Genomic DNA, 19,723 nt, shown 5'->3' on the forward strand with positions numbered 1-19,723 from the left:
GTGGGGTAGGGGTTGCCCGGGAGGAAATGGCGCGGCGGTTGTCGGCGGGTGGGGGCATACTCGACGGCATGACCACGCTCAAGTCCAAGCTGCAGGACGACCTCACCGTTGCGATCAAGGCGCGCGACGAGCTGCGTTCCTCCACCCTCCGTCTCACGCTGACCGCGATCCAGAAGGAGGAGGTCGCGGGCACCGCGGCGCGCGAGCTGTCCGACGGCGAGGTCGAGAAGATCATCGCGCGGGAGGCGAAGAAGCGCCGGGAGGCCGCGGACGCCTTTTCCCAGGGTGGCCGGGCCGAGCAGGCCGAGCGGGAGCGTGCCGAGGGCGAGGTGCTCGCGGACTATCTGCCCAAGCAGCTGACCGATGACGAGCTGGAGCAGCTGGTCGCGGCCGCCGTGGCGGAGGCCAAGGCGGGCGGTGCCGAGGGCCCGCGGGCGATGGGTGCCGTCATGAAGATCGTCAACCCGCAGGTGGCGGGCCGTGCCGAGGGCGGCCGGGTCGCCGCGGTGGTGAAGAAGCTGCTGGCCGGCTGAGCGGCCGCGGCGGTTCCGCCGGAAAGCCGAGGGGCGCCTCCGTGGTGGAGGCGCCCCTCGGTCGTTGCCGTACGGGTCAACCGGCCGGCTACCAGCCGCCGTTACCGCCCCCCAGAATGTCCGGGAAGCCGGGGATGTGCCAGCCGCCGCCGGGCTTCTTGCCGTGGCCGGGCTTGTGCTTGCCGGGCTGCTTGTCGCCGTCGTCGCCCGGGCTCTTGTCCTTGGCGGGGTCGTCGATCGGGACGGTGGGCAGGCCGGGTGCGGGCCGGCCGTCCAGGGCGCCGGTCATCGCGTCGCGCCAGATGGGGCCGGGGGTGTCGGCGCCGTAGACCTTGTCGTGGGGGACGCCGCCGATGGTGATGTCGTACATCTTGCGCTTGTGCTGCGGGTCGCCGACCCAGACCGCACCGGCCGCGTTCGGGGTGTAGCCGACGAACCAGGCGGCGTAGCGGCTGTCGCTGGTGCCGGTCTTGCCGGCGCTGTCCCGTCCCCTGAGGCCGGCTTCCCTGCCGGTGCCGTCCTCGACCACGCCCTTGAGCAGGGTGTTGATCGTGTCCGCGGTCTTCTTGGACATCGCGCCGCGGCAGCTGGTCTGCGGGACCTTCAGCTCCCGGCCCCGCGCGTCGGTGATCGACTCGATGGCGACGGGGGAGCAGTACTCACCGCCGTTGGCGAAGGCGGCGTAACCGGCGGCCATGGTCAGCGGAGACATCTCCTGCACGCCGAGTGTCATCGACGGCACCTGCTGCAGCGGCTTGCCGTCCGCCCGCTCGATGCCCATCTTCTGAGCCATCTTCACCGCGGGGCAGATGCCCATGTCGCTGATCAGCTGCACGAAGTAGGTGTTGACCGACTTCGCGGTCGCCTCCTTCATGCCGTACGGGCCGACCTCTTCCTTGTTCTCGTTCTGGGTGCTGTCGGTGCCCTGCCACTCGCCGTCACAGGTCTGGACGGGGCTCGGATACGGCATCCGGTACGGCGAGGGGTACTCCTGCTCGGGGCTGGTCCCCTGCTCCAGCGCGGCCGCCGCGATCACCGGTTTGAAGGTCGAGCCGGGCTGATAGCCGGCGCCGCCGCCCATGCGGTGATCGACCGAGAGGTTGATCACGGTCTGGTTCTCGCCGAAGCCGTACGGGCGGGACTGGCCCATGCCGAGGATCTTGCCGGTGCCCGGTTCGACGATGGTCGCGGCGCCGGCCACCGGGTCGTCGTCGTAGACGTGATCGCTGAGCGATGCCTGGATCGACTTCTGGGTCTGCGGATCGAGGGTGGTGCGGATGGTCATGCCACCCTCGTTCCAGCGCTGCGCACGGATCTTCCGGTTCTTCCCGAACGACCGGTCACCGAGGAAGACCTTGCGGATGTAGTCGCAGAAGAAGCCGGCACCGTCGCCGGCGGTGATGCAGCCGTTCTTGGGGCGGCTGACCGCCAGCTTGATCGGCTTCTTGGCGGCCGCGTCGGCCTGCGCCTGGGTCACGTCCTTGAGGTCGGCCATCCGCTGCAGGACGGTGTTGCGCCGCCGGGTGGCCTCCTGCGGGTCGTTGACCGGGTCGTAGCGGCTGGGCGACTGGACGAGGCCGGCCAGCAGCGCCGACTCCTCCAGATTCAGGTCCTTGGCGTGCTTGCTGAAGTAGCGCTGGGCGGCGGCTTCGATGCCGTAGGCCTGCTGCCCGAAGAACGTGATGTTGAGGTAGTTCTGCAGGATCTTCTGCTTGCCGAGCTCTTTTTCGACCTGAATCGCGTACTTGAGCTCTTTGATCTTGCGGCCGATGGTCTGCTGGGTGGCCTGTGCGACCTTGTCCGGGTCGTCGCCCGCCTCCTCGATGAAGACGTTCTTCACATACTGCTGGGTCAGCGTCGAGGCGCCCTGGGAGACGCCGCCCGACTGGGCGTTCTTGTTGACCGCCCGCAGGATGCCCTTCAGGTCGACGGCACCGTGCTCGTAGAAGCGCGCGTCCTCGATCGCCACGATCGCCTTCTGGATGTACGGCGACATGTCCTTGAGGCCGACGACCGTGCGGTCACGCGAGTAGACCTTGGCGATTTCGCCGCCGTTGGCGTCCAGAATCCTGGTCCGCTGGCTGAGCTGCGGTGTCTTGAGGTTCGCCGGGATGCTGTCGAAACCCTCGACCGATCCCTTGGCGGTGAGGCCGAGGGCCCCTGCTGCCGGGAGCGCGAGACCGGCGAGTACCGCTCCGGCCAGGACGCTGACACCGAGGAACTTGGCGGCCTGCTGCGTCTTGGACAGACCTCCGCCATCGCGCTTCTTAGGCATGAGGGCACCCTACGTTCTCAATCCGCCGGACAGGGGTGCACCTGTTCGTTTAGCCTGTTCTCGGCTGCCCAGCTGAACTGTTACGCGTGAGTTCGTCAACCCCCACTCCTCGCGGACCGCACCCCCACGTGTCCGTGTATGACGACAAAAATCCCGTGCCAGGGCGGTGAAGTGTCCCGCCTTGTGCCCAAAATGCCGTATGCCCTGCGGTCACTCCGTTGGGTGATCTGCCGCATACGCATAGTCCGTTCGGGCCATTCAAGATTGGGCCCGAAGGGGGTGTTGCGCCCTGTCTGCCTTCCGTAACGTCCTCAACTGGCAACGGTGAATATGCCGCTTGCCGCCGTGGGGGAGCCTCGATTCGGGAGAGGACGGCGCCAGCATGAGCTGGGTAACCGACTGGAGTGCACAGGCAGCCTGCCGCACTACCGATCCGGATGAACTGTTCGTTCAAGGGGCGGCGCAGAACCGCGCCAAGGCGGTGTGCACCGGGTGCCCGGTGCGCACGGAGTGCCTGGCCGACGCCCTGGACAACCGGGTGGAGTTCGGCGTGTGGGGCGGGATGACCGAACGCGAGCGGAGGGCGCTGCTGCGTCGCCGCCCGACCGTGACGTCATGGCGCCGGCTGCTGGAGACAGCGCGTACGGAATACGAGCGCAGCACGGGCATCCTGTCCGTGGACTGTGAGGACGAGATGTTCGACGAGTTCGCCGCGGTCGGGTAGCCGCGGGTCCGGCCGGGAGAGCCCGGGAACATGGCCGAGAACGTTCGGCTGATGGCTCGGTCCGGTCGTTCCTACGCGGCGTGCCGGTCAGTGGCCTTGGTGCTCCCCGGAATTGGGGGAGTCGAGAGGCCGGCGTGCGGTTGGTGCGCCCCTTGGATGTGCAGGCGAGGGGCGCCGTGTGGTGGGTGGGCGGCTGAGCGGTGGGTGGCCAGGCTGTTGGGTGACTGGTTTGTTCGGTGACGGGGCTGTTGGGTGACGGGGCCGGCGTACGTGCGGCTCAGTCGTCGGTGTCCGTGTCGTCGGTCTCCGTGAGGTTCAGCGCCAGGCGGTCGCCGATGGCGCGCAGTCCCGCGAGGTCATGAACATCGCCGGGCAGTGCGGCGACCTGCGTCACCGGTACCTCGGGATGCAGTGCGGTGAAGCGGTCCCGCGTGCGCCGTTCGCGCGCGAGGACCTGCATGCGTTCCGCATGCAGTCGGAGCAGCCCGGCGGCCAGTTGCGCTGCCGAGGCCGAGGTGGGTGTCACATGCTCCGCCGCGGCGGGGGAGGGGCCGTCGGCGGTACGTGATCCAGCCTTCCCGCCGTCGAGATCCACAATGCCGCCGGTTTCAAGATTATTTTCTGCGCGGGCGGCGGTCGGCGCGTCGGTGTCGTCCCCGGCGTCCGTGCCGGCGTCCGCATGGGTGTCCTCGGCCCGCTGGTCGGTCAGGGCCTCCGCGGCGGCCAGTGCGCGCTCGGCGCTGAGTTGGGACGCGCCGCTGCCGTGCACGCGGTTCAGCACCAGGCCGGCCAGCGGCATCTGCTCGGCGGCCAGCCGCTCGACGAAGTACGCCGCCTCGCGCAGCGCGTCCCGCTCCGGCGCGGCCACCACGAGGAACGCCGTGCCGGGCGCCTGCAGCAGCCGGTAGGTGGCGTCCGCCCGGGTGCGGAAGCCGCCGAACATGGTGTCCATCGCGGCCACGAAGGTCTGCACATCGCGCAGGAGTTGGCCGCCCATGAGCTTGCTGAGGGTGCCGGTCATCATCGACATGCCGACGTTGAGGAACTTCATGCCGGCCCGGCCGCCGACCTTCGCCGGCGCCATCAGTACCCGGATGAACTTGCCGTCCAGGAAGGAACCGAGGCGCTTGGGCGCGTCCAGGAAGTCCAGCGCGGAGCGGCTCGGCGGGGTGTCGACGACGATCAGATCCCACTCGTCGTTCGCGCGGAGCTGGCCGAGCTTCTCCATGGCCATGTACTCCTGCGTGCCCGCGAAACCGGCCGACAGGGACTGGTAGAAGGGGTTCTCCAGGATCGCGCGGGCCCGGTCGGCATCCGCATGGCCCTCGACGATCTCGTCGAAGGTGCGCTTCATGTCCAGCATCATCGCGTGGAGTTCGCCGCCCGCGGACTCGTCGACGCCCTTGACCTGGCGCGGGACGTTGTCCAGCTCGGAGATGCCCATGGACTGGGCCAGCCGCCGGGCCGGGTCGATGGTCAGCACGACGACCCTGCGGCCGCGTTCGGCGGCGCGTACGCCCAGGGCCGCGGCGGTCGTGGTCTTGCCGACTCCGCCCGAGCCGCAGCACACCACGATGCGGGTGTGCGGGTCGTCGAGCAGTGTGTCGACCTCGAGCCGCGGGGCCGAGGCGTCCAGCGTCGTGTTGTCCGCGGTCATATGGGCCCCTGTTTCCGCAGGTCTCTCGCCAGGTGGTAGAGCCCGGCGAGGTCCACTCCCTCGGGGAGCAGCTCCAACTCGTAGGTGGGCAGGCCGATTGCGGTCAGTTCGGCGTGCTCGGCGCGCTCCAGCTCGACCCGCTCGGCGTGTTCGCGCGCCTGCTCAAGCAGGGGGTCGATCAGCCGGTCCGCCAGGCCGCCGCGGCGGGCGCCGCCCAGACCGGCCTGGGAGAGCGCCTTGGCGACGCCCGTACGGGCCCCGCGGGCGGCGATGTCGAGGTCGCCGTTGTCGAGCAGCGCCGGGCGGGTCATGTTGATGACGATGCCGCCCACGGGGATGCCGGCGGCGCGCAGCTCCTCGACGCCGTCCGCGGTCTCCTGGACCGGCATCTCCTCCAGGAGCGTCACCAGATGCACCGCGGTCTCCGGTGACTTCAGGACGCGCATCACGGCCTGTGCCTGATTGTGGATCGGGCCGATCTTCGCCAGGCCGGCCACCTCGTCGTTGACGTTCAGGAAGCGGGTGATGCGGCCGGTCGGCGGGGCGTCCATCACCACGGCGTCGTAGACGAATCTGCCGTTCTTGTCCTTGCGGCGGACGGCTTCGCACGCCTTGCCGGTCAACAGGACGTCCCGCAGGCCCGGCGCGATGGTCGTGGCGAAGTCGATCGCGCCGAGCTTCTTCAGCGCCCGGCCCGCACTGCCGAGTTTGTAGAACATCTGGAGGTAGTCCAGGAGGGCGCGTTCGGCGTCGATGGCGAGGGCGTGGACCTCGCCGCCCGCCCGTCTCCCGCTGTCCGACGCCGGAGCCACCGCGATCTTGCGTTCCTCGTAGGGAAGCGCTTCGGTTTCGAACAGCTGGGCAATGCCCTGCCGGCCCTCGACCTCGACCAGGAGGGTACGGCGTCCCTCGGTGGCCAGGGCGAGGGCGAGGGCGGCGGCGACCGTGGTCTTTCCGGTGCCGCCCTTGCCGCTGACGACATGGAGCCTGCTCACGCCAAGGAGCCTAACCAGTCCGCGTCCCGGCTACGCCAGGGATGGCGCCCGGGACACCCCGGAGATCTGCCCGCGGTGCGTCAGGGACGGGTCAGGGATGTGCCGTAGGGGCCGGGTGACCGGGCACGTCGACGCGGCGCGGGACGGGTGGGGGCGGCCTGTGGTGGACGGCGTCCACCGCCGCCGTGGACAGGCATTACGCTCGCCCCATGACCAAGTGGGAATACGCGACCGTGCCGCTGCTGGTGCACGCGACGAAGCAGATTCTGGACACCTGGGGCGAGGACGGCTGGGAGCTGGTCCAGGTCGTGCCCGGCCCGAACAACCCCGAACAGCTGGTGGCCTACCTGAAGCGGGAGAAGCAGGCGTGAGCGCGGTGGAGGAGAAGATCGCGGCGCTCGGTCTCGCGCTGCCGCAGGTCGTGCCGCCGCTGGCCGCCTACCAGCCCGCGGTGCGCTCCGGCGCCTATGTGCACACCTCCGGCCAGCTGCCGATGGTGGACGGCGCGCTGCCGGCCACCGGCAAGGTCGGTGCCGAGATCAGCGCGGAGCAGGCCAGGGAGCTCGCCGCGACCTGTGCGCTCAACGCGCTGGCCGCCGTGAAGTCCGTCATCGGCGACCTCGACAAGATCCAGCGGGTGGTGAAGGTCGTCGGCTTCGTGGCCTCCGCCCCGGACTTCACCGGTCAGCCGGGCGTGCTCAACGGCGCCAGCGAGCTGCTGGGCGAGATCCTCGGCGACAAGGGCGTGCACGCCCGGTCCGCGGTCGGCGTGGCGGTGCTGCCGCTCGACTCGCCGGTCGAGGTCGAGATCCAGGTGGAGATCGCCGAATAGACCCGTCGTGGGGGCGGTGACGTCCGCCCCGTGTGCCGTGCCCCGGAGGGCCCCGCGTCAGCAGGGGCCCTCCGGCGCGAAAGTGGCCCTCGAACATCCGCGCGCGAACGCATAGCATCCGGCCATGGCGTCCACGACCAACGGCCAGTGGTACCCGCCGGAGTGGCCGGACCGCATCCGGGCCCTCGCGAACGGCGAGCTGACCCCTGCCGCGCCCCGGAGGGCCGCGACCGTCCTGCTGTTGCGGGACTCCGCCGCCGGCGGCCCCGCCGTCCACATGCTGCGCAGACGCACCTCCATGGCCTTCGCCGGGGGTGCGTACGCCTATCCGGGAGGGTCGGTCGATCCGCGCGACGAACGCCCGGTGACCTGGGCCGGCCCCTCGCGCGCCCAGTGGGCGGTCCGCATGGGCGTCGATCCGGCCACCGCACAGACCATCGTCTGCGCGGCGGTCCGTGAGACGTTCGAGGAGGCGGGCGTGCTGCTCGCCGGCGCCTCGGCCGACACGGTCGTCGCCGACACCACGGGCGAGGACTGGGAGGCGGACCGCGCCGCCCTGGTCGCCCACGAGTTGTCCTTCGCCGACTTCCTGGGCCGCCGCGGCCTGGTCCTGCGCTCCGACCTGCTGGGCGCCTGGGCCCGCTGGATCACCCCGGAGTTCGAACCGCGGCGCTACGACACCTGGTTCTTCGTCGCGGCGCTCCCCGAGGGCCAGCGGACGCGCAACGCCTCCACGGAGGCCGACCGGACGGTGTGGATCCGCCCCACGGAGGCAGCCGACGGATACGACCGTGGTGAGCTGCTGATGATGCCGCCGACCATCGCGACGCTGCGCGGGCTCCAGCCGTACGCCTCCGTCGCGGACGCGCTGGCCGCCGCGGAGGCCCAGGACCTGACGCCGGTGCTGGCCCGGGCCCGCCTCGTCGGCGGCGAGATCGAGCTGAGCTGGCCGGGACACGACGAATTCACCAAACGCATCGCGCAGACGGGCACCAAAACCGGTGCTCCGGGGGAGGCCGACGGCCCCTCGGACGGCCCCGGCCACTCGGACCGCCCCGGCCCCTCGGGAGGGACCCCCGCATGACCGATCCGACCGCTCTTCCCGGCCGGCCGCGCGGCGGAGTGCTCTCCGGGCCGGCCACCGCGCGCGCCCACTGCGTGCTGGCCCCGAACCCGTCGCCGATGACGCTGGACGGCACCAACACCTGGATCGTCGCCGAACCGGACTCCGACCTCGCCGTCGTCATCGACCCCGGGCCGCTCGACGAGGGCCACCTCCAGGCCGTCATCGACCTCGCAGAGCAGGCCGGCAAGCGCATCGCGCTGACCCTGCTGACCCACGGTCACCCGGACCACGCCGACGGCGCCGCCCGTTTCGCCGAGCTGACCCGTTCGGCCGTACGGGCGCTCGACCCGGCGCTGCGCCTGGGTGAGGAGGGGCTCGACGCGGGCGATGTCATCACCACCGGAGGCCTGGAGCTGCGCGTGGTGCCCACACCGGGCCACACCGCGGACTCGCTCTCCTTCCACCTCCCGGCCGATCGTGCGGTCCTCACCGGCGACACGATCCTGGGGCGCGGCACCACGGTGGTCGCACACCCCGACGGGCGGCTGGGCGACTATCTGGACTCGCTGCGCCGGCTGCGCTCGCTCACCGTCGACGACGGGGTGGCGACGGTCCTGCCGGGCCACGGGCCGGTGCTGAACGATGCCCAGGGGGCCGTGGAGTTCTATCTGGCGCACCGCGCACACCGGCTCGCCCAGGTGGAGACCGCCGTCGAAGCCGGCCACCGTGCGCCCAAGGAGGTCGTCGCGAGCGTGTACGCCGACGTCGACCGCTCCCTGTGGCCGGCCGCCGAGCTGTCGGTCCGGGCGCAGCTGGACTACCTGGGCGAACACGGACTGATCGACTGCTGACGCCGCGGGTGTGCCTCCCCGACGGCGCGAGGCTCCGTCAGCGGTCCCCCGGGCGGGGCGCCTTCGCCCCGTGGACGGCCAGATATTCGTCGGCCAGCCAGGGGGCGAGGCCGGTGAGCAGCTCGTCCAGCAGCTCCGGGTGGGCAGCGGGCGCCCGGGCGGCGCGGGCGGCGGCGCGCATCTGCCCGGCGTGCGCCGGGTAGTAGCGGGCGAACACCTCCGCGGACTCGGCGAGGTCACTGGTCCAGCCGCCCCAGCGCGGCATGACCAGAGTGAACCCGGTCCGTACGAGCCGGCGCGTCACGCCCCGGGTCAGCCGGGTGCGCTCGGCTTCCGTGGTGGCCGCAGCGGCCCGCTCACGCAGACCGGGCAGGCTGCGGAAGAGATCGCCGTTGGTCTCCCGGGCAAGGAACGAGGTGGGGCGGTAGCGGGGCAGCCTGGCGGCGAGATCCGGGCCGCTGAGCGGGGTGCACAGGCAGGCCACGAACCATCCCAGGTCGTGACGTTCCCGCTCGCTCAGCAGGCGGGCCGTGCTGAACAGCAGGATCCCCGCACCGTTGAGCTGCGGAAAGGCGGTGTCCAGCCGGTCCTCGACGGCGCGGGCGGCGGCCTGGTCGGCATCGGTCGGCTCCTCCCGCAGGGCGAGCAGCGCATCGAGGTCGGAGACTCCGGGGACCGCGGTGCCGCGCGGGATGCTGCCGAAGAGATAGCTGCTGTGCAGGCGCTCCGGGCCGAAGTGCGCGCCGAGCCGGGCACCGAGCTCCGCCACGACGGGCGCGAACCGCGCGGACACCCGGTCCAGGGACCCTTCCCGTACGAAGCAGCCGTCCTCGTCCAGCCCGGTCCCGTTGGTCATGGCGGCACTATGGCGAAGAGGCGGGCGGCGCCGCGAGTGGTTAACGGGCGGCGGGGCGCGGCGAGTGGATCTCGGGCCCGGCTCCGAGCGGACGGTGGCCCCGCGGCGCCGACGCGACGGCCCAGGGGGCGCGGCCATGACGAAGGGCCCCGCCGGAGCGGGGCCCATCCCAGGCAGTACGGGCGCCGGGTCAGCGCGAGCGCTTGGCCAGCCGCTCGACGTCCAGCAGGATCACGGCGCGCGCCTCCAGGCGCAGCCAGCCGCGGCCCGCGAAGTCGGCGAGCGCCTTGTTGACCGTCTCACGGGAGGCGCCCACCAGCTGGGCCAGCTCCTCCTGCGTCAGGTCGTGCACCACGTGGATGCCCTCCTCGGACTGCACACCGAAGCGGCGCGACAGATCCAGCAGGGCGCGGGCCACCCGGCCCGGCACATCCGAGAAGACCAGGTCGGACATCTGGTCATTGGTCTTGCGCAGCCGGCGGGCGACCGCCCGCAGCAGTGCCGTGGCGACCTCGGGGCGGGCATTGAGCCAGGGCTGGAGGTCGCCGTGGCCCAGGCCGAGGAGCTTGACCTCGGTGAGGGCGGAGGCGGTGGCCGTGCGCGGGCCCGGGTCGAAGAGCGAGAGCTCCCCGATCAGCTCGCCGGGGCCGAGAACGGCGAGCATGTTTTCCCGGCCGTCGGGGGAGGTGCGGTGCAGCTTCACCTTGCCCTCGGTGACCACATACAGGCGGTCGCCGGGGTCCCCTTCGTGGAACAGGGCGTCGCCGCGGGCGAGCGTGACCTCTCCCATCGAGGCGCGCAGCTCGGCCGCCTGCTCGTCATCGAGCGCCGCGAAGAGCGGTGCGCGCCGCAGAACGTCGTCCACGAGTTCTCTCCTTGTCGACATGCTCCGGGGGACTGTGGTCCCCATCATGCCGGAATGCAAAACAGTGCGATCAATCACAAGTTTGCCGGACCGGTGCCCCGAGCCATAAGGCAGGGGGCCGATTGGAGTCACGAATCCCGGCGATCAAGCCGGATGTCAGTGGCTGGCCTTACTCTGGCCGAGTGTCCAATACGCCGGTGAGAGCAGAGGACTGGGGGGCCGGACGGGTGAGCGCAGGGCGTGATTCCGCTGTGGGCGAACAGCCGTCCGGTCGCGCCTTGAGTTCGGATAAACGTAACAAATCGACTGCTGGGGAGTCGGCCGTCCGGAAGCGGACCGTCCGGCAGCCCGGCGCGTCGAGACCGGCGGCACCGGACACCACCGCACCGACCGCCGCGGAAAAGAGCCCGGTGGGCAAGACCTCGGCAGGGAAGAAGGCCGCCGTGAACGAAACCCCCGAGAAGCCGGCGGCCGCCAAGAAGGCCGTCACCAAGAAGGCCACGGCGAAGAAGGCCGTCGCGAAGAAGGCCGCCCCGGCCGCCGGGCAGGCCTCCGCCCGGACGACGGCGGCCAAGAAGACGGCGACCAAGGCGACGGCCAAGAAGACCGCCGCCAAGCAGGCCCCCGCCGAGCAGACTCCCGCCCGCAAGCCCGAGTCCCGGGTCGCGATGGTGCGGCGGGCCCGCCGGATCAACCGTGAGCTGGCCGAGCTGTATCCGTACGCCCACCCCGAGCTGGACTTCACCAACCCCTTCGAGCTGCTGGTCGCCACGGTCCTGTCCGCGCAGACCACCGACCTGAGGGTCAACCAGACCACCCCGCGCCTGTTCGCGGTCTGCCCGACGCCCGAGGACATGGCCGCCATCGACCCGGAGCGGCTGGAGGAGCTGATCCGGCCGACCGGCTTCTTCCGGGCCAAGGCGAAGTCGCTGCTGGGCCTGTCCGCGGCGCTGCGCGACCGCTTCGGCGGCGAGGTGCCGGGCCGCCTGGAGGATCTCGTCACCCTCCCCGGGGTCGGCCGCAAGACCGCCAACGTGGTGCTGGGCAACGCCTTCGGCGTCCCCGGGATCACCGTCGACACACACTTCGGCCGTCTCGCCCGCCGCTTCGGCTGGACCACCGCGGAGGACGCCGAGAAGGTCGAGGCGGACGTCGCCGGGATCTTCCCGAAGAGCGAGTGGACGATGCTCTCGCACCGCGTCGTCTTCCACGGCCGCCGCGTCTGCCACTCCCGCAAGCCCGCCTGCGGCGCCTGCGCCATCGCCCCGCTGTGCCCCGCGTACGGCGAGGGCGAGATGGACCCGGAGAAGGCCAAGAAGCTGCTCAAGTACGAGCTGGGGGGCCAGCCGGGGCAGCGGCTGAAGCCGCCGGCCGACTATCCGGGGCAGCCCGCGCCCCCCATGGCGCCCCCGGCGGCCGCCTCGTGACGGCAGCCGTCCAGAGGTGACCGACGATCGACGCCAGGCCTGAGGGGGCGCGGATGAGAAGTGCACGGGAGCAGCGGTACGACGAGGAGGCGGGCATGCGCGGCGTGGAGCCCGGTCGAAAGATCACGGTCTCCGCCGACGGCCTGCCCGAGTGGCTGGCCCCGGTGGCCCGCGCGGCCGACACGATCCAGCCGCGCCAGCTCAGCCGCTTTCTGCCGCCGGAGAGCGGCGGCCGGCAGTCCGCGGTCCTGATCCTCTTCGGCCATGGCCCCCGCGGCCCCGAGCTGCTCCTGATGGAGCGCGCCGGCACCCTGCGCTCCCATGCCGGCCAGCCCTCCTTCCCCGGCGGTGCCCTCGACCCGGAGGACGGCGACGCCGACGGGCCCGGCCCGGTGCGGGCGGCGCTGCGCGAGGCCCAGGAGGAGACCGGCCTCGATCCGGCCGGCGTCCAGGTCTTCGGGGTGCTGCCGCGGCTCTACATCCCCGTCAGCGGCTTCGTGGTGACACCCGTGTTGGGGTGGTGGCGCCGGCCGAGTCCGGTCGGCGCGGTCGACCAGGCGGAGACCGCCAGGGTGTTCACGGTTCCCGTGGCGGATCTCACGGACCCCGCCCATCGGGTGACGTCGCGCCATCCCAGCGGCCACACCGGGCCCGCCTTCCTTGTCGAAAATGCTCTGGTCTGGGGCTTTACGGCCGGAGTGATCGACCGGATCTTGCATTACGCGGGCTGGGAGATTCCGTGGGACCGTGACAAGGCGGTCCCACTCGACTGGCGCTCGTGAGACGGTGGCCAGCGTGAACGTCCTGGACATCCTGCTGCTGGTCGCGGCCGTGTGGTTCGCGATCGTCGGCTATCGGCAAGGTTTTGTCGTCGGCATCCTGTCCGTGATCGGCTTCCTCGGAGGCGGCCTGGTCGCGGTCTATCTGCTGCCCGTGATCTGGAACGAGATCACCGGTGATGCGACACCCGGCACCTTCGCGGCCGTCGCGGCGGTCGCCATCGTCATCGTGTGCGCATCCGTGGGCCAGGCGCTCACCACCCATCTGGGCAACAAACTGCGCCGCCACATCACCTGGTCACCCGCCAGAGCGCTGGACGCGACCGGCGGCGCGCTGGTCAACGTCCTGGCGATGCTGCTGGTCGCCTGGCTGATCGGCTCGGCGCTGGCCGGTACGTCCCTGCCGACCCTCGGCAAGGAGGTCCGCAACTCCAGGGTGTTGCAGGGCGTGTCCCGGGTCATGCCCCAGCAGGCCAGCACGTGGTTTGCCGACTTCTCCTCGGTCCTCGCCCAGAACGGCTTCCCGCAGGTCTTCACGCCGTTCTCCAACGAGCCGATCAACAATGTGCCCGCGCCCGACCCGAGGCTCGCCACCAGCCCGGTGGCGGCACAGGCCAGGCGCAGCATCGTCAAGGTCGTCGGTACGGCTCCCGGTTGTGGCAAGGTCCTCGAAGGCAGCGGCTTCGTCTTCGGCCGGCACCGCGTGATGACGAACGCCCATGTCGTCGGCGGGGTGCGCGAGCCGACCGTCCAGGTGGGCGGCGCGGGCCGCACGTACGACGCCAAGGTCGTGCTCTACGACTGGCAGCGCGATATCGCGGTCCTGGACGTGCCGTCGCTGAACGCCCCGGCGCTACGGTTCGCCGGTCCGGACGCGCGCAGCGGCAACAACGCCATCGTCGCCGGCTTCCCGGAGAACGGCGGCTATGACGTCCGCGCCGCCCGTATCCGCGGCCGTATCCAGGCGAACGGCCCGGACATCTACCACCGCGCCACGGTCCGCCGCGATGTCTACTCCCTCTACGCCACGGTCCGTCAGGGCAACTCCGGTGGCCCGCTGCTCACCCCGAAGGGCGAGGTCTACGGCGTCGTCTTCGCGAAGTCGCTGGACGATTCGCACACCGGCTACGCCCTGACCTCCGACGAGATCCGCTCGGACATCGTCAAGGGGCGTACGGCCGAGCAGCAGGTCGACAGCCAGGGCTGCGCGATCTGAGTCCGAGGGAGCGGCAGGCCGGGGTGGGGAGCAGGGCTTCCCACCCCGGCGGCGGCCCGGGTGTGTCAGGTACGGGGATGGCGTAGTCGCGCGCTCATCCAGCGCGCTCTGCGGCGCAGGATCCGCGGGATGCCCATCGGGTGCGCCGGGTCGGGGGACGGCCCGGACCCGAGGTCCGGTGTTCCCCTGTCCTGGGTACTCACTGCAGCGGCACTGCTGCGGCGGTTGCGTGCCACGTCACGGTAGTCGTGCGTCCAGCCCATACCTTCGACTCTGCCCGTGGCCCAAGGTCGGTAACCGCCTCGGGGACCGCCAATTGGCCTATGCGCCGGGCAATTGGCTGTTCGTCATACGAGCGTTCGAGACTGGCGCGGGAGTGCCCCGTTCAGCGGTTCGGGCGGCCCGCTCGGCGGGGCGCGGACGTGCGCACGAACGGTCCGGGAAGGCCGCCTCAACGGAGCGGCCCGGGGCGCGCGTTGCCCCGGGCCGCCGGCCGCACGCGGCGCGTCAGCGGTCCGGTTCCGGATCCTTCAGCCAGTTGATGAGCTCGGTGGAGAAGGCCACCGGGTCCTCTTCGTGCGGGAAGTGCCCCAGCCCGTCGAACAGCCGCCAGCGGTACGGCGCCTCGACGTACTGACCGGAGCCGGCCGCGCTGCGGGTGCGCATCACCGGGTCGAGTGAGCCGTGCAGATGCAGCGTCGGCACGCGTACCGGGCGCTTCATCCGGCGGTTGAACTGGATCCCGTCGGGGCGGGCCAGCGACCGCACCATCCAGCGGTACGGCTCGATCGAGCAGTGCGCCGTCGAGGGGATGCTCATCGCCCGCCGGTAGACCGCGAGCGCGTCCTCGTCGGGCAGCCGCGGGCCGGACCAGTCGCGGATCATCCGGCCCACCAGCTCCGCGTCGTCCGCCGTCAGCCGGCGTTCCGGCAGCCAGGGCCGCTGGAAATTCCAGATGTGCGAACTCCGGGCGCTCTGCCGGACGTCGGCGAGCATCGCCGAGCGCCAGCGGCGCGGATGCGGCATCGAGGACACGGCCAGCCGGCGCACCAGCTTGGGCCGCATCACCGCAGCCGTCCAGGCGAGGTAGCCGCCCAGGTCGTGCCCGACGAGTGCGGCGTCCGGCTCCCCCAGGGACCGTATGACGCCGGTGATGTCCAGGGCGAGGTTCGCCGGGTCGTAGCCGCGCGGAGTGCGGTCGCTGCCGCCGACGCCCCGCAGGTCCATCGCCACCGCGCGGAAGCCCGCCTCGGCAAGGGCCGGGAGCTGGTGCCGCCAGGTCCACCAGAACTGCGGAAAGCCGTGCAGGAGCAGCACCAGCGGGCCGTCGCCCATCTCCGCGATGTGGAAGCGGGCGCCGTTGGCTGCGACGTCACGGTGGGAGACCGCTTTCCCGCCGGGGACGTCGAGCCGTACGACCGAGGCCGTGCTGTCAGGGGCTGTCATACCGATGAGCGTGTCACAGACTCCAGCATCGGGTGTTCCACCGGCGCCACGCGCGGGTGCGGCTTGGCCTTCTGGAGCACCGCCGCGGTCTCCTTCGCGGAGCTGATGGACCGCTCCGGCTTCTTGATCTTCTTCATCTTCGCCATCGCGAGGAGGGCCAGCAGCCCGGCGAGGACCAGGAAGGCACCGCCGACGATCAGGAAGGACCAGGCGAGCCCGAGGCCGAGGTTGTGGATGCCGTACGCCGCCGCGAAGCTCAGCACCGGCAGCGCGAACAGCGCCAGCGCGCCCGCCATCGAGAACGCGGCACCGCCGATGCCCGCCCGCTTGGCGTCCTGCCGGAACTCCGCCTTGGCCAGCGCGATCTCGTCGTGCAGCAGCGCGGACATCTCGGCCGTGGCCGTGGCCACCAGCTGTCCGAGGCTGCGTTCCGTGCCGTTGTCGGCTGCGCTCATCGCCGTCTCCCTCTTCTCGTCACCCGGAAGCAAAGCCTCTCAGATCATGCCGGATCATCGTCTTCGGCGTGCGTGCCGGAGGCCAGTTCGGCCAGCCGCCGGTGTTCCGCGGCCTTGGCTTCGTGGATGGCTGCCATCCGGAGATGGAATGCGGGCTGGTCGCGTTCGTAGATGTCCGGGATGCCGTCCTGGTCCTCGTCCCGCTCCTCGTCCTCGCACAGCGCCTTGTACTTGGCGTTGCGGACCTTGAGGAGAATGCCGGCGCAGACGGCCGCCAGCAGCGAGCCGATCAGTACCGATGCCTTGATCTCGTCGGTCAGGACCGGGTTTTCGGCGAAGGCGAGCTCGCCGATGAGCAGGGAGACGGTGAAGCCGATACCGGCCAGGGAGGCGACGGCGAAGACGTCCGGCCACTTGAGGTCGGGGTTGAGCTGGGCCTTGGTGAAGCGGGCGGCGCACCAGGTGCCGCCGAAGATGCCGAGCGTTTTGCCCACCACCAGGCCGAGCACGACCCCGAGCGTCTCCGGCCGGGTGAAGACCTCATGGATCGCGCCGCCGGACAGGGACACGCCCGCGGAGAAGAGCGCGAACAGCGGTACGGCGAAGCCCGCCGAGAGCGGGCGGACCAGGTGCTCGATGTGCTCGCCCGGGGAGTGCGTCTCGCCCTCGCGCCGGGTGCAGCGCAGCATCAGGCCCATCGCGACGCCGGCGATGGTGGCGTGCACCCCGCTGTTCTCCATCAGGGCCCAGATGACCACGGCGAGCGGGACATAGAGGTACCAGCCCCGGACGCCCCTGCGCAGCAGCACGTAGAAGAGCAGCAGGCCGGCGACGGAGAGCCCGAGCGCCAGGAAGTTGATCGTCGAGGTGAAGAAGACCGCGATGATCAGGATCGCGAAGAGATCGTCGACGACCGCGAGGGTGAGCAGAAAGGCGCGCAGCGCGGCGGGCAGGGAGGTGCCGATCACGGCCAGGACGGCGAGGGCGAAGGCGATATCGGTGGCGGTGGGGACCGCCCAGCCCTGCAGGGAGCCGCCGCCGAGGCTGTTGACCGCGAAGTAGACGACCGCCGGCATCGCCATCCCGCAGATCGCGGCGATCACGGGGAGTGCCGCGGTCCGTGGGTCGCGCAGCTCGCCGGCGACCAGTTCGCGCTTGAGCTCGATGCCGGCCACGAAGAAGAAGACCGCGAGCAGCCCGTTGGCGGCCCAGTGCTGGACGGACAGATCCAGGCCGAGTGCGGACGGGCCGAGGTGGAAGCCGCGTACTGCCTCGTAGCTTCCGCCGAGGGTGTTTGCCCAGATCAGGGCCGCTACGGCGGCGGCGAGGAGGAGGATGCCGCCGACGGTTTCGGTGCGCAGGGCGTCCGCGAGGTAGTTCCGCTCGGGCAGGGACATGCGTCCCAGGAATATGGAGCGGCGGTTGCTGGGCGCACTCACGGGGTGACCTCCGGCCTTCGGCAGCTGTGTACGGCTGTTGCAGTTGCCGACCAGACTTCCCGGCGCACCCTGAGCTTCTTGGCGTTTCCTTGACGCGGTTCCTACCTTACCGGCCGGGTGCGGGGCGCGGTCCGGTGGCCTTACTTTACGGGCAAATCGGTCGCTCGGCCGCCCGGCGGACTGGCTGCGACCGGCCGTCTCCCCCGGCTGGGCCGGACGTCGGAGGGCGTGCGGCGCGGCAGTGCGCCGGGTCCGGGTACGACGTCGGGGGCGTCCGGCCGCACCGGCCGGACGCCCCCGACGTCCGTTCCGCTCAGTCCTCGCTTGCCGCGCTCGGCAGCTTCGCCTGGATCAGGTCCATGACGGAGGAATCGGTCAGCGTGGTGACGTCACCGAGGTCACGGTTCTCCGCGACATCGCGCAGCAGCCGCCGCATGATCTTGCCGGAGCGGGTCTTGGGCAGCTCCGCGACCGGCAGGATCCGCTTGGGCTTGGCGATCGGGCCGAGCTGCTGGGCGACATGCGCGCGCAGCTCCTCGACCAGGCCCTCGTCCTCCGCCGCACCGCCGCGCAGGATGACGAAGGCGCAGATGGCCTGGGTGGTCTGCGGGTCGGTGGCGCCGACGACCGCGGCCTCGGCCACCTTCGGATGCGACACCAGCGCCGACTCCACCTCGGTGGTGGAGATGTTGTGGCCGGACACCAGCATCACGTCATCCACCCGGCCGAGCAGCCAGATGTCGCCGTCCGTGTCCTTCTTGGCGCCGTCACCGGCGAAGTACTTGCCCTCGAAGCGGGACCAGTACGTGTCGAGATAGCGCTGGTCGTCCCCCCAGATCGTGCGGAGCATGGCCGGCCAGGGCTCGGTCAGCACGAGGTAGCCGCCGGCTCCGTCGGGGACCTCGCGGGCGTCGTCGTCCACGACGGTCGCGGCGATACCGGGCAGCGGCAGCTGGGCCGAGCCGGGCTTGGTCGCCGTGACGCCCGGCAGCGGGCTGAGCATCATCCCGCCCGTCTCGGTCTGCCACCAGGTGTCGACGATCGGCGTCGCGTCGGCCCCGATGTGCTTGCGGTACCACATCCACGCCTCGGGGTTGATCGGCTCGCCCACCGACCCGAGGACGCGCAGCGACGACAGATCGAACTTCGCCGGGATGTCGTCGCCCCACTTCATGCAGGCGCGGATCGCGGTCGGCGCGGTGTAGAGGATCGTCACGCCGTACTTCTGCACGATCTCCCACCAGCGGCCCTGGTGCGGGGTGTCGGGCGTGCCCTCGTAGAGCACCTCGGTGGCGCCGTTGGAGAGCGGGCCGTAGGTGATGTACGAGTGGCCGGTCACCCAGCCGACGTCGGCGGTGCACCAGAAGACGTCGGTCTCCGGCTTGAGGTCGAACACCGCGTGGTGGGTGTACGAGACCTGGGTGAGGTAGCCCCCGGTGGTGTGCAGGATGCCCTTGGGCTTACCCGTCGTGCCGGAGGTGTACAGGATGAACAGCGGGTGCTCGGCGTCGAAGGCCTCCGGCGTGTGCTGGTCGCTCTGCCGCTCGACGATGTCGTGCCACCACACGTCCCGGCCCTCGTGCCAGGCGACGTCCTCCTGGCCCGTGCGGCGGACGACCAGGACGCTGCGGACGTTCTCCGTGCCGGGCCTGGTCAGCGCTTCGTCGACGGCGGGCTTGAGGGCGGACGGCTTGCCGCGGCGGAAGCCGCCGTCGGCGGTGATCACCACGCGGGCGTCGGCGTCGTTGATACGGGTGGCCAGCGCGTCCGCGGAGAAGCCGCCGAAGACGACGGAGTGCGGGGCGCCCAGGCGGGCGCAGGCCAGCATGGCGATGACCGCCTCGGGGATCATCGGCAGGTAGATGGCGACCCGGTCGCCGCTGCGCACCCCCAGCTCGGTCAGCGCATGGGCGGCCTTGGAGACCTCGCGCTGGAGCTCGGCGTAGGTGATCGAGCGGGTGTCGCCCGGCTCGCCTTCGAAGTGCAGGGCGACCCGGTCGCCCAGGCCGTTCTCCACATGGCGGTCCACGCAGTTGTAGGCGACGTTGAGCTTGCCGTCGGCGAACCACTTGGCGAAGGGGGCGTTGGACCAGTCGAGAGTCTGGGTGGGCGCGGTGTCCCAGGACAGTCTCTTGGCCTGCTCGGCCCAGAAGCCCAGCCGGTCTGCCGCGGCCTGCTCGTACGCGGCGGCCGTGACGTTGGCGTGCGCGGCCAGATCGGCGGGCGGTGCGAACCGCCGCTCCTCCTTGAGCAGATTGGCGAGGCTTTCGTTGCTCACGACTTCTCCCATTCCCAGGGCGTCCGATG

19 protein-coding genes are annotated in these 19,723 nt (G+C 71.1%); 9 read left to right on the forward strand and 10 right to left on the reverse strand.

Annotation, left to right across the window (positions count from 1 at the left end):
* Nucleotides 1-68 precede the first annotated feature (68 nt).
* Nucleotides 69-533: a GatB/YqeY domain-containing protein gene (locus EST92_RS18205; protein ID WP_006604175.1), complete on the forward strand. Its 465-nt coding sequence runs from the start codon at nt 69-71 to the stop codon at nt 531-533.
* 88 nt (nt 534-621) lie between these two features.
* On the opposite strand, the gene EST92_RS18210 is transcribed toward EST92_RS18205, so the two are convergent.
* Complete coding sequence (locus EST92_RS18210; RefSeq protein WP_129281961.1) at nt 622-2,808, reverse strand: transglycosylase domain-containing protein; 2,187 nt, start codon at nt 2,806-2,808, stop codon at nt 622-624.
* 382 nt (nt 2,809-3,190) lie between these two features.
* Here EST92_RS18210 and EST92_RS18215 point away from each other — a divergent pair, with 382 nt between their 5' ends.
* Nucleotides 3,191-3,532 (forward strand): WhiB family transcriptional regulator, encoded by a 342-nt coding sequence (locus EST92_RS18215; protein ID WP_006604173.1) that lies wholly within the window; start codon nt 3,191-3,193, stop codon nt 3,530-3,532.
* Between the two features lie 277 nt (nt 3,533-3,809).
* Here EST92_RS18215 and EST92_RS18220 read toward each other — a convergent pair whose 3' ends face one another.
* Complete coding sequence (locus EST92_RS18220; protein ID WP_129281962.1) at nt 3,810-5,189, reverse strand: ArsA family ATPase; 1,380 nt, start codon at nt 5,187-5,189, stop codon at nt 3,810-3,812.
* On the reverse strand, nt 5,186-6,184 hold the full coding sequence (locus tag EST92_RS18225) for an ArsA-related P-loop ATPase (protein ID WP_129248154.1): 999 nt from the start codon (nt 6,182-6,184) through the stop codon (nt 5,186-5,188). The genes EST92_RS18220 and EST92_RS18225 overlap by 4 nt, the downstream gene beginning before the upstream one ends.
* A gap of 209 nt (nt 6,185-6,393) precedes the next feature.
* Between EST92_RS18225 and EST92_RS18230 the strand changes: the two genes are divergently transcribed.
* The 4 genes from EST92_RS18230 to EST92_RS18245 all read left to right on the forward strand — a co-directional run bounded on the left by EST92_RS18230 (nt 6,394) and on the right by EST92_RS18245 (nt 8,933).
* Nucleotides 6,394-6,555 carry a DUF4177 domain-containing protein gene (locus tag EST92_RS18230; RefSeq protein WP_003975360.1) on the forward strand — a complete coding sequence of 54 codons (162 nt, stop codon included), beginning with the start codon at nt 6,394-6,396 and terminating at the stop codon, nt 6,553-6,555.
* The gene (locus EST92_RS18235) at nt 6,552-7,016 is read left to right on the forward strand and encodes a RidA family protein (protein ID WP_129281963.1); all 465 of its coding nucleotides are present in this window, start codon (nt 6,552-6,554) and stop codon (nt 7,014-7,016) included. The genes EST92_RS18230 and EST92_RS18235 overlap by 4 nt, the downstream gene beginning before the upstream one ends.
* Nucleotides 7,017-7,140: 124 nt before the next feature.
* A complete protein-coding gene (locus tag EST92_RS18240) occupies nt 7,141-8,100 on the forward strand; it encodes an NUDIX hydrolase (RefSeq protein WP_129281964.1) in 960 nt (319 codons plus the stop codon).
* Nucleotides 8,097-8,933, forward strand: a complete 837-nt coding sequence (locus tag EST92_RS18245) for an MBL fold metallo-hydrolase (RefSeq protein WP_129281965.1) — start codon at nt 8,097-8,099, stop codon at nt 8,931-8,933. Before EST92_RS18240 ends, EST92_RS18245 begins: the two co-directional genes overlap by 4 nt.
* Before the next feature lie 37 nt (nt 8,934-8,970).
* On the opposite strand, the gene EST92_RS18250 is transcribed toward EST92_RS18245, so the two are convergent.
* Nucleotides 8,971-9,789, reverse strand: a complete 819-nt coding sequence (locus EST92_RS18250) for a nucleotidyltransferase (protein ID WP_129281966.1) — start codon at nt 9,787-9,789, stop codon at nt 8,971-8,973.
* A gap of 190 nt (nt 9,790-9,979) precedes the next feature.
* Nucleotides 9,980-10,654 carry a Crp/Fnr family transcriptional regulator gene (locus EST92_RS18255; protein WP_006604164.1) on the reverse strand — a complete coding sequence of 225 codons (675 nt, stop codon included), beginning with the start codon at nt 10,652-10,654 and terminating at the stop codon, nt 9,980-9,982.
* A 443-nt stretch (nt 10,655-11,097) separates the two neighbouring features.
* Between EST92_RS18255 and nth the strand changes: the two genes are divergently transcribed.
* The 3 genes from nth to EST92_RS18270 are packed head-to-tail and all read left to right on the forward strand — an operon-like array spanning nt 11,098 to nt 14,076.
* Nucleotides 11,098-12,081: an endonuclease III gene (nth, locus tag EST92_RS18260; RefSeq protein WP_129281967.1), complete on the forward strand. Its 984-nt coding sequence runs from the start codon at nt 11,098-11,100 to the stop codon at nt 12,079-12,081.
* 53 nt (nt 12,082-12,134) lie between these two features.
* The gene (locus tag EST92_RS18265; RefSeq protein ID WP_174244053.1) at nt 12,135-12,863 is read left to right on the forward strand and encodes a CoA pyrophosphatase; all 729 of its coding nucleotides are present in this window, start codon (nt 12,135-12,137) and stop codon (nt 12,861-12,863) included.
* Between the two features lie 13 nt (nt 12,864-12,876).
* Entirely contained in the window at nt 12,877-14,076 is a 1,200-nt protein-coding gene (locus EST92_RS18270; RefSeq protein WP_129281968.1) for a MarP family serine protease, read from the forward strand.
* Nucleotides 14,077-14,141: 65 nt separating this feature from the next.
* On the opposite strand, the gene EST92_RS32255 is transcribed toward EST92_RS18270, so the two are convergent.
* From EST92_RS32255 to acs, 5 genes are all read right to left on the reverse strand, one after another.
* Nucleotides 14,142-14,339, reverse strand: coding sequence for a hypothetical protein (locus EST92_RS32255; protein WP_129248147.1), 198 nt, complete (start codon nt 14,337-14,339; stop codon nt 14,142-14,144).
* A gap of 244 nt (nt 14,340-14,583) precedes the next feature.
* A complete protein-coding gene (locus EST92_RS18280) occupies nt 14,584-15,522 on the reverse strand; it encodes an alpha/beta hydrolase (protein ID WP_129281969.1) in 939 nt (312 codons plus the stop codon).
* On the reverse strand, nt 15,519-15,977 hold the full coding sequence (locus EST92_RS18285) for a phage holin family protein (protein WP_129248145.1): 459 nt from the start codon (nt 15,975-15,977) through the stop codon (nt 15,519-15,521). Before EST92_RS18285 ends, EST92_RS18280 begins: the two co-directional genes overlap by 4 nt.
* 44 nt (nt 15,978-16,021) lie before the next feature.
* Nucleotides 16,022-17,416: a Na+/H+ antiporter NhaA gene (gene nhaA, locus EST92_RS18290; RefSeq protein ID WP_129281970.1), complete on the reverse strand. Its 1,395-nt coding sequence runs from the start codon at nt 17,414-17,416 to the stop codon at nt 16,022-16,024.
* Nucleotides 17,417-17,729: 313 nt separating this feature from the next.
* Nucleotides 17,730-19,694, reverse strand: a complete 1,965-nt coding sequence (gene acs, locus EST92_RS18295) for an acetate--CoA ligase (RefSeq protein ID WP_129281971.1) — start codon at nt 19,692-19,694, stop codon at nt 17,730-17,732.
* Between the last annotated feature and the right edge of the window lie 29 nt (nt 19,695-19,723).

It is taken from the genome of Streptomyces sp. TM32 (genome assembly GCF_004122755.1).
Classification (GTDB): domain Bacteria; phylum Actinomycetota; class Actinomycetes; order Streptomycetales; family Streptomycetaceae; genus Streptomyces; species Streptomyces sioyaensis.

Excerpts from the sequence above, each read along its gene's own strand:
- EST92_RS18210 (WP_129281961.1), bottom strand. The coding sequence starts at position 2,808 with ATGCCTAAGAAGCGCGATGGCGGAGGTCTGTCCAAGACGCAGCAGGCC.
- EST92_RS18250 (WP_129281966.1), bottom strand. The coding sequence starts at position 9,789 with ATGACCAACGGGACCGGGCTGGACGAGGACGGCTGCTTCGTACGGGAA.
- EST92_RS18265 (WP_174244053.1), top strand. The coding sequence starts at position 12,135 with ATGAGAAGTGCACGGGAGCAGCGGTACGACGAGGAGGCGGGCATGCGC.
- EST92_RS32255 (WP_129248147.1), bottom strand. The coding sequence starts at position 14,339 with ATGGGCTGGACGCACGACTACCGTGACGTGGCACGCAACCGCCGCAGC.
- EST92_RS18205 (WP_006604175.1), top strand. The coding sequence starts at position 69 with ATGACCACGCTCAAGTCCAAGCTGCAGGACGACCTCACCGTTGCGATC.
- EST92_RS18245 (WP_129281965.1), top strand. The coding sequence starts at position 8,097 with ATGACCGATCCGACCGCTCTTCCCGGCCGGCCGCGCGGCGGAGTGCTC.
- EST92_RS18285 (WP_129248145.1), bottom strand. The coding sequence starts at position 15,977 with ATGAGCGCAGCCGACAACGGCACGGAACGCAGCCTCGGACAGCTGGTG.
- EST92_RS18215 (WP_006604173.1), top strand. The coding sequence starts at position 3,191 with ATGAGCTGGGTAACCGACTGGAGTGCACAGGCAGCCTGCCGCACTACC.
- EST92_RS18220 (WP_129281962.1), bottom strand. The coding sequence starts at position 5,189 with ATGACCGCGGACAACACGACGCTGGACGCCTCGGCCCCGCGGCTCGAG.
- EST92_RS18230 (WP_003975360.1), top strand. The coding sequence starts at position 6,394 with ATGACCAAGTGGGAATACGCGACCGTGCCGCTGCTGGTGCACGCGACG.
- EST92_RS18240 (WP_129281964.1), top strand. The coding sequence starts at position 7,141 with ATGGCGTCCACGACCAACGGCCAGTGGTACCCGCCGGAGTGGCCGGAC.
- EST92_RS18280 (WP_129281969.1), bottom strand. The coding sequence starts at position 15,522 with ATGACAGCCCCTGACAGCACGGCCTCGGTCGTACGGCTCGACGTCCCC.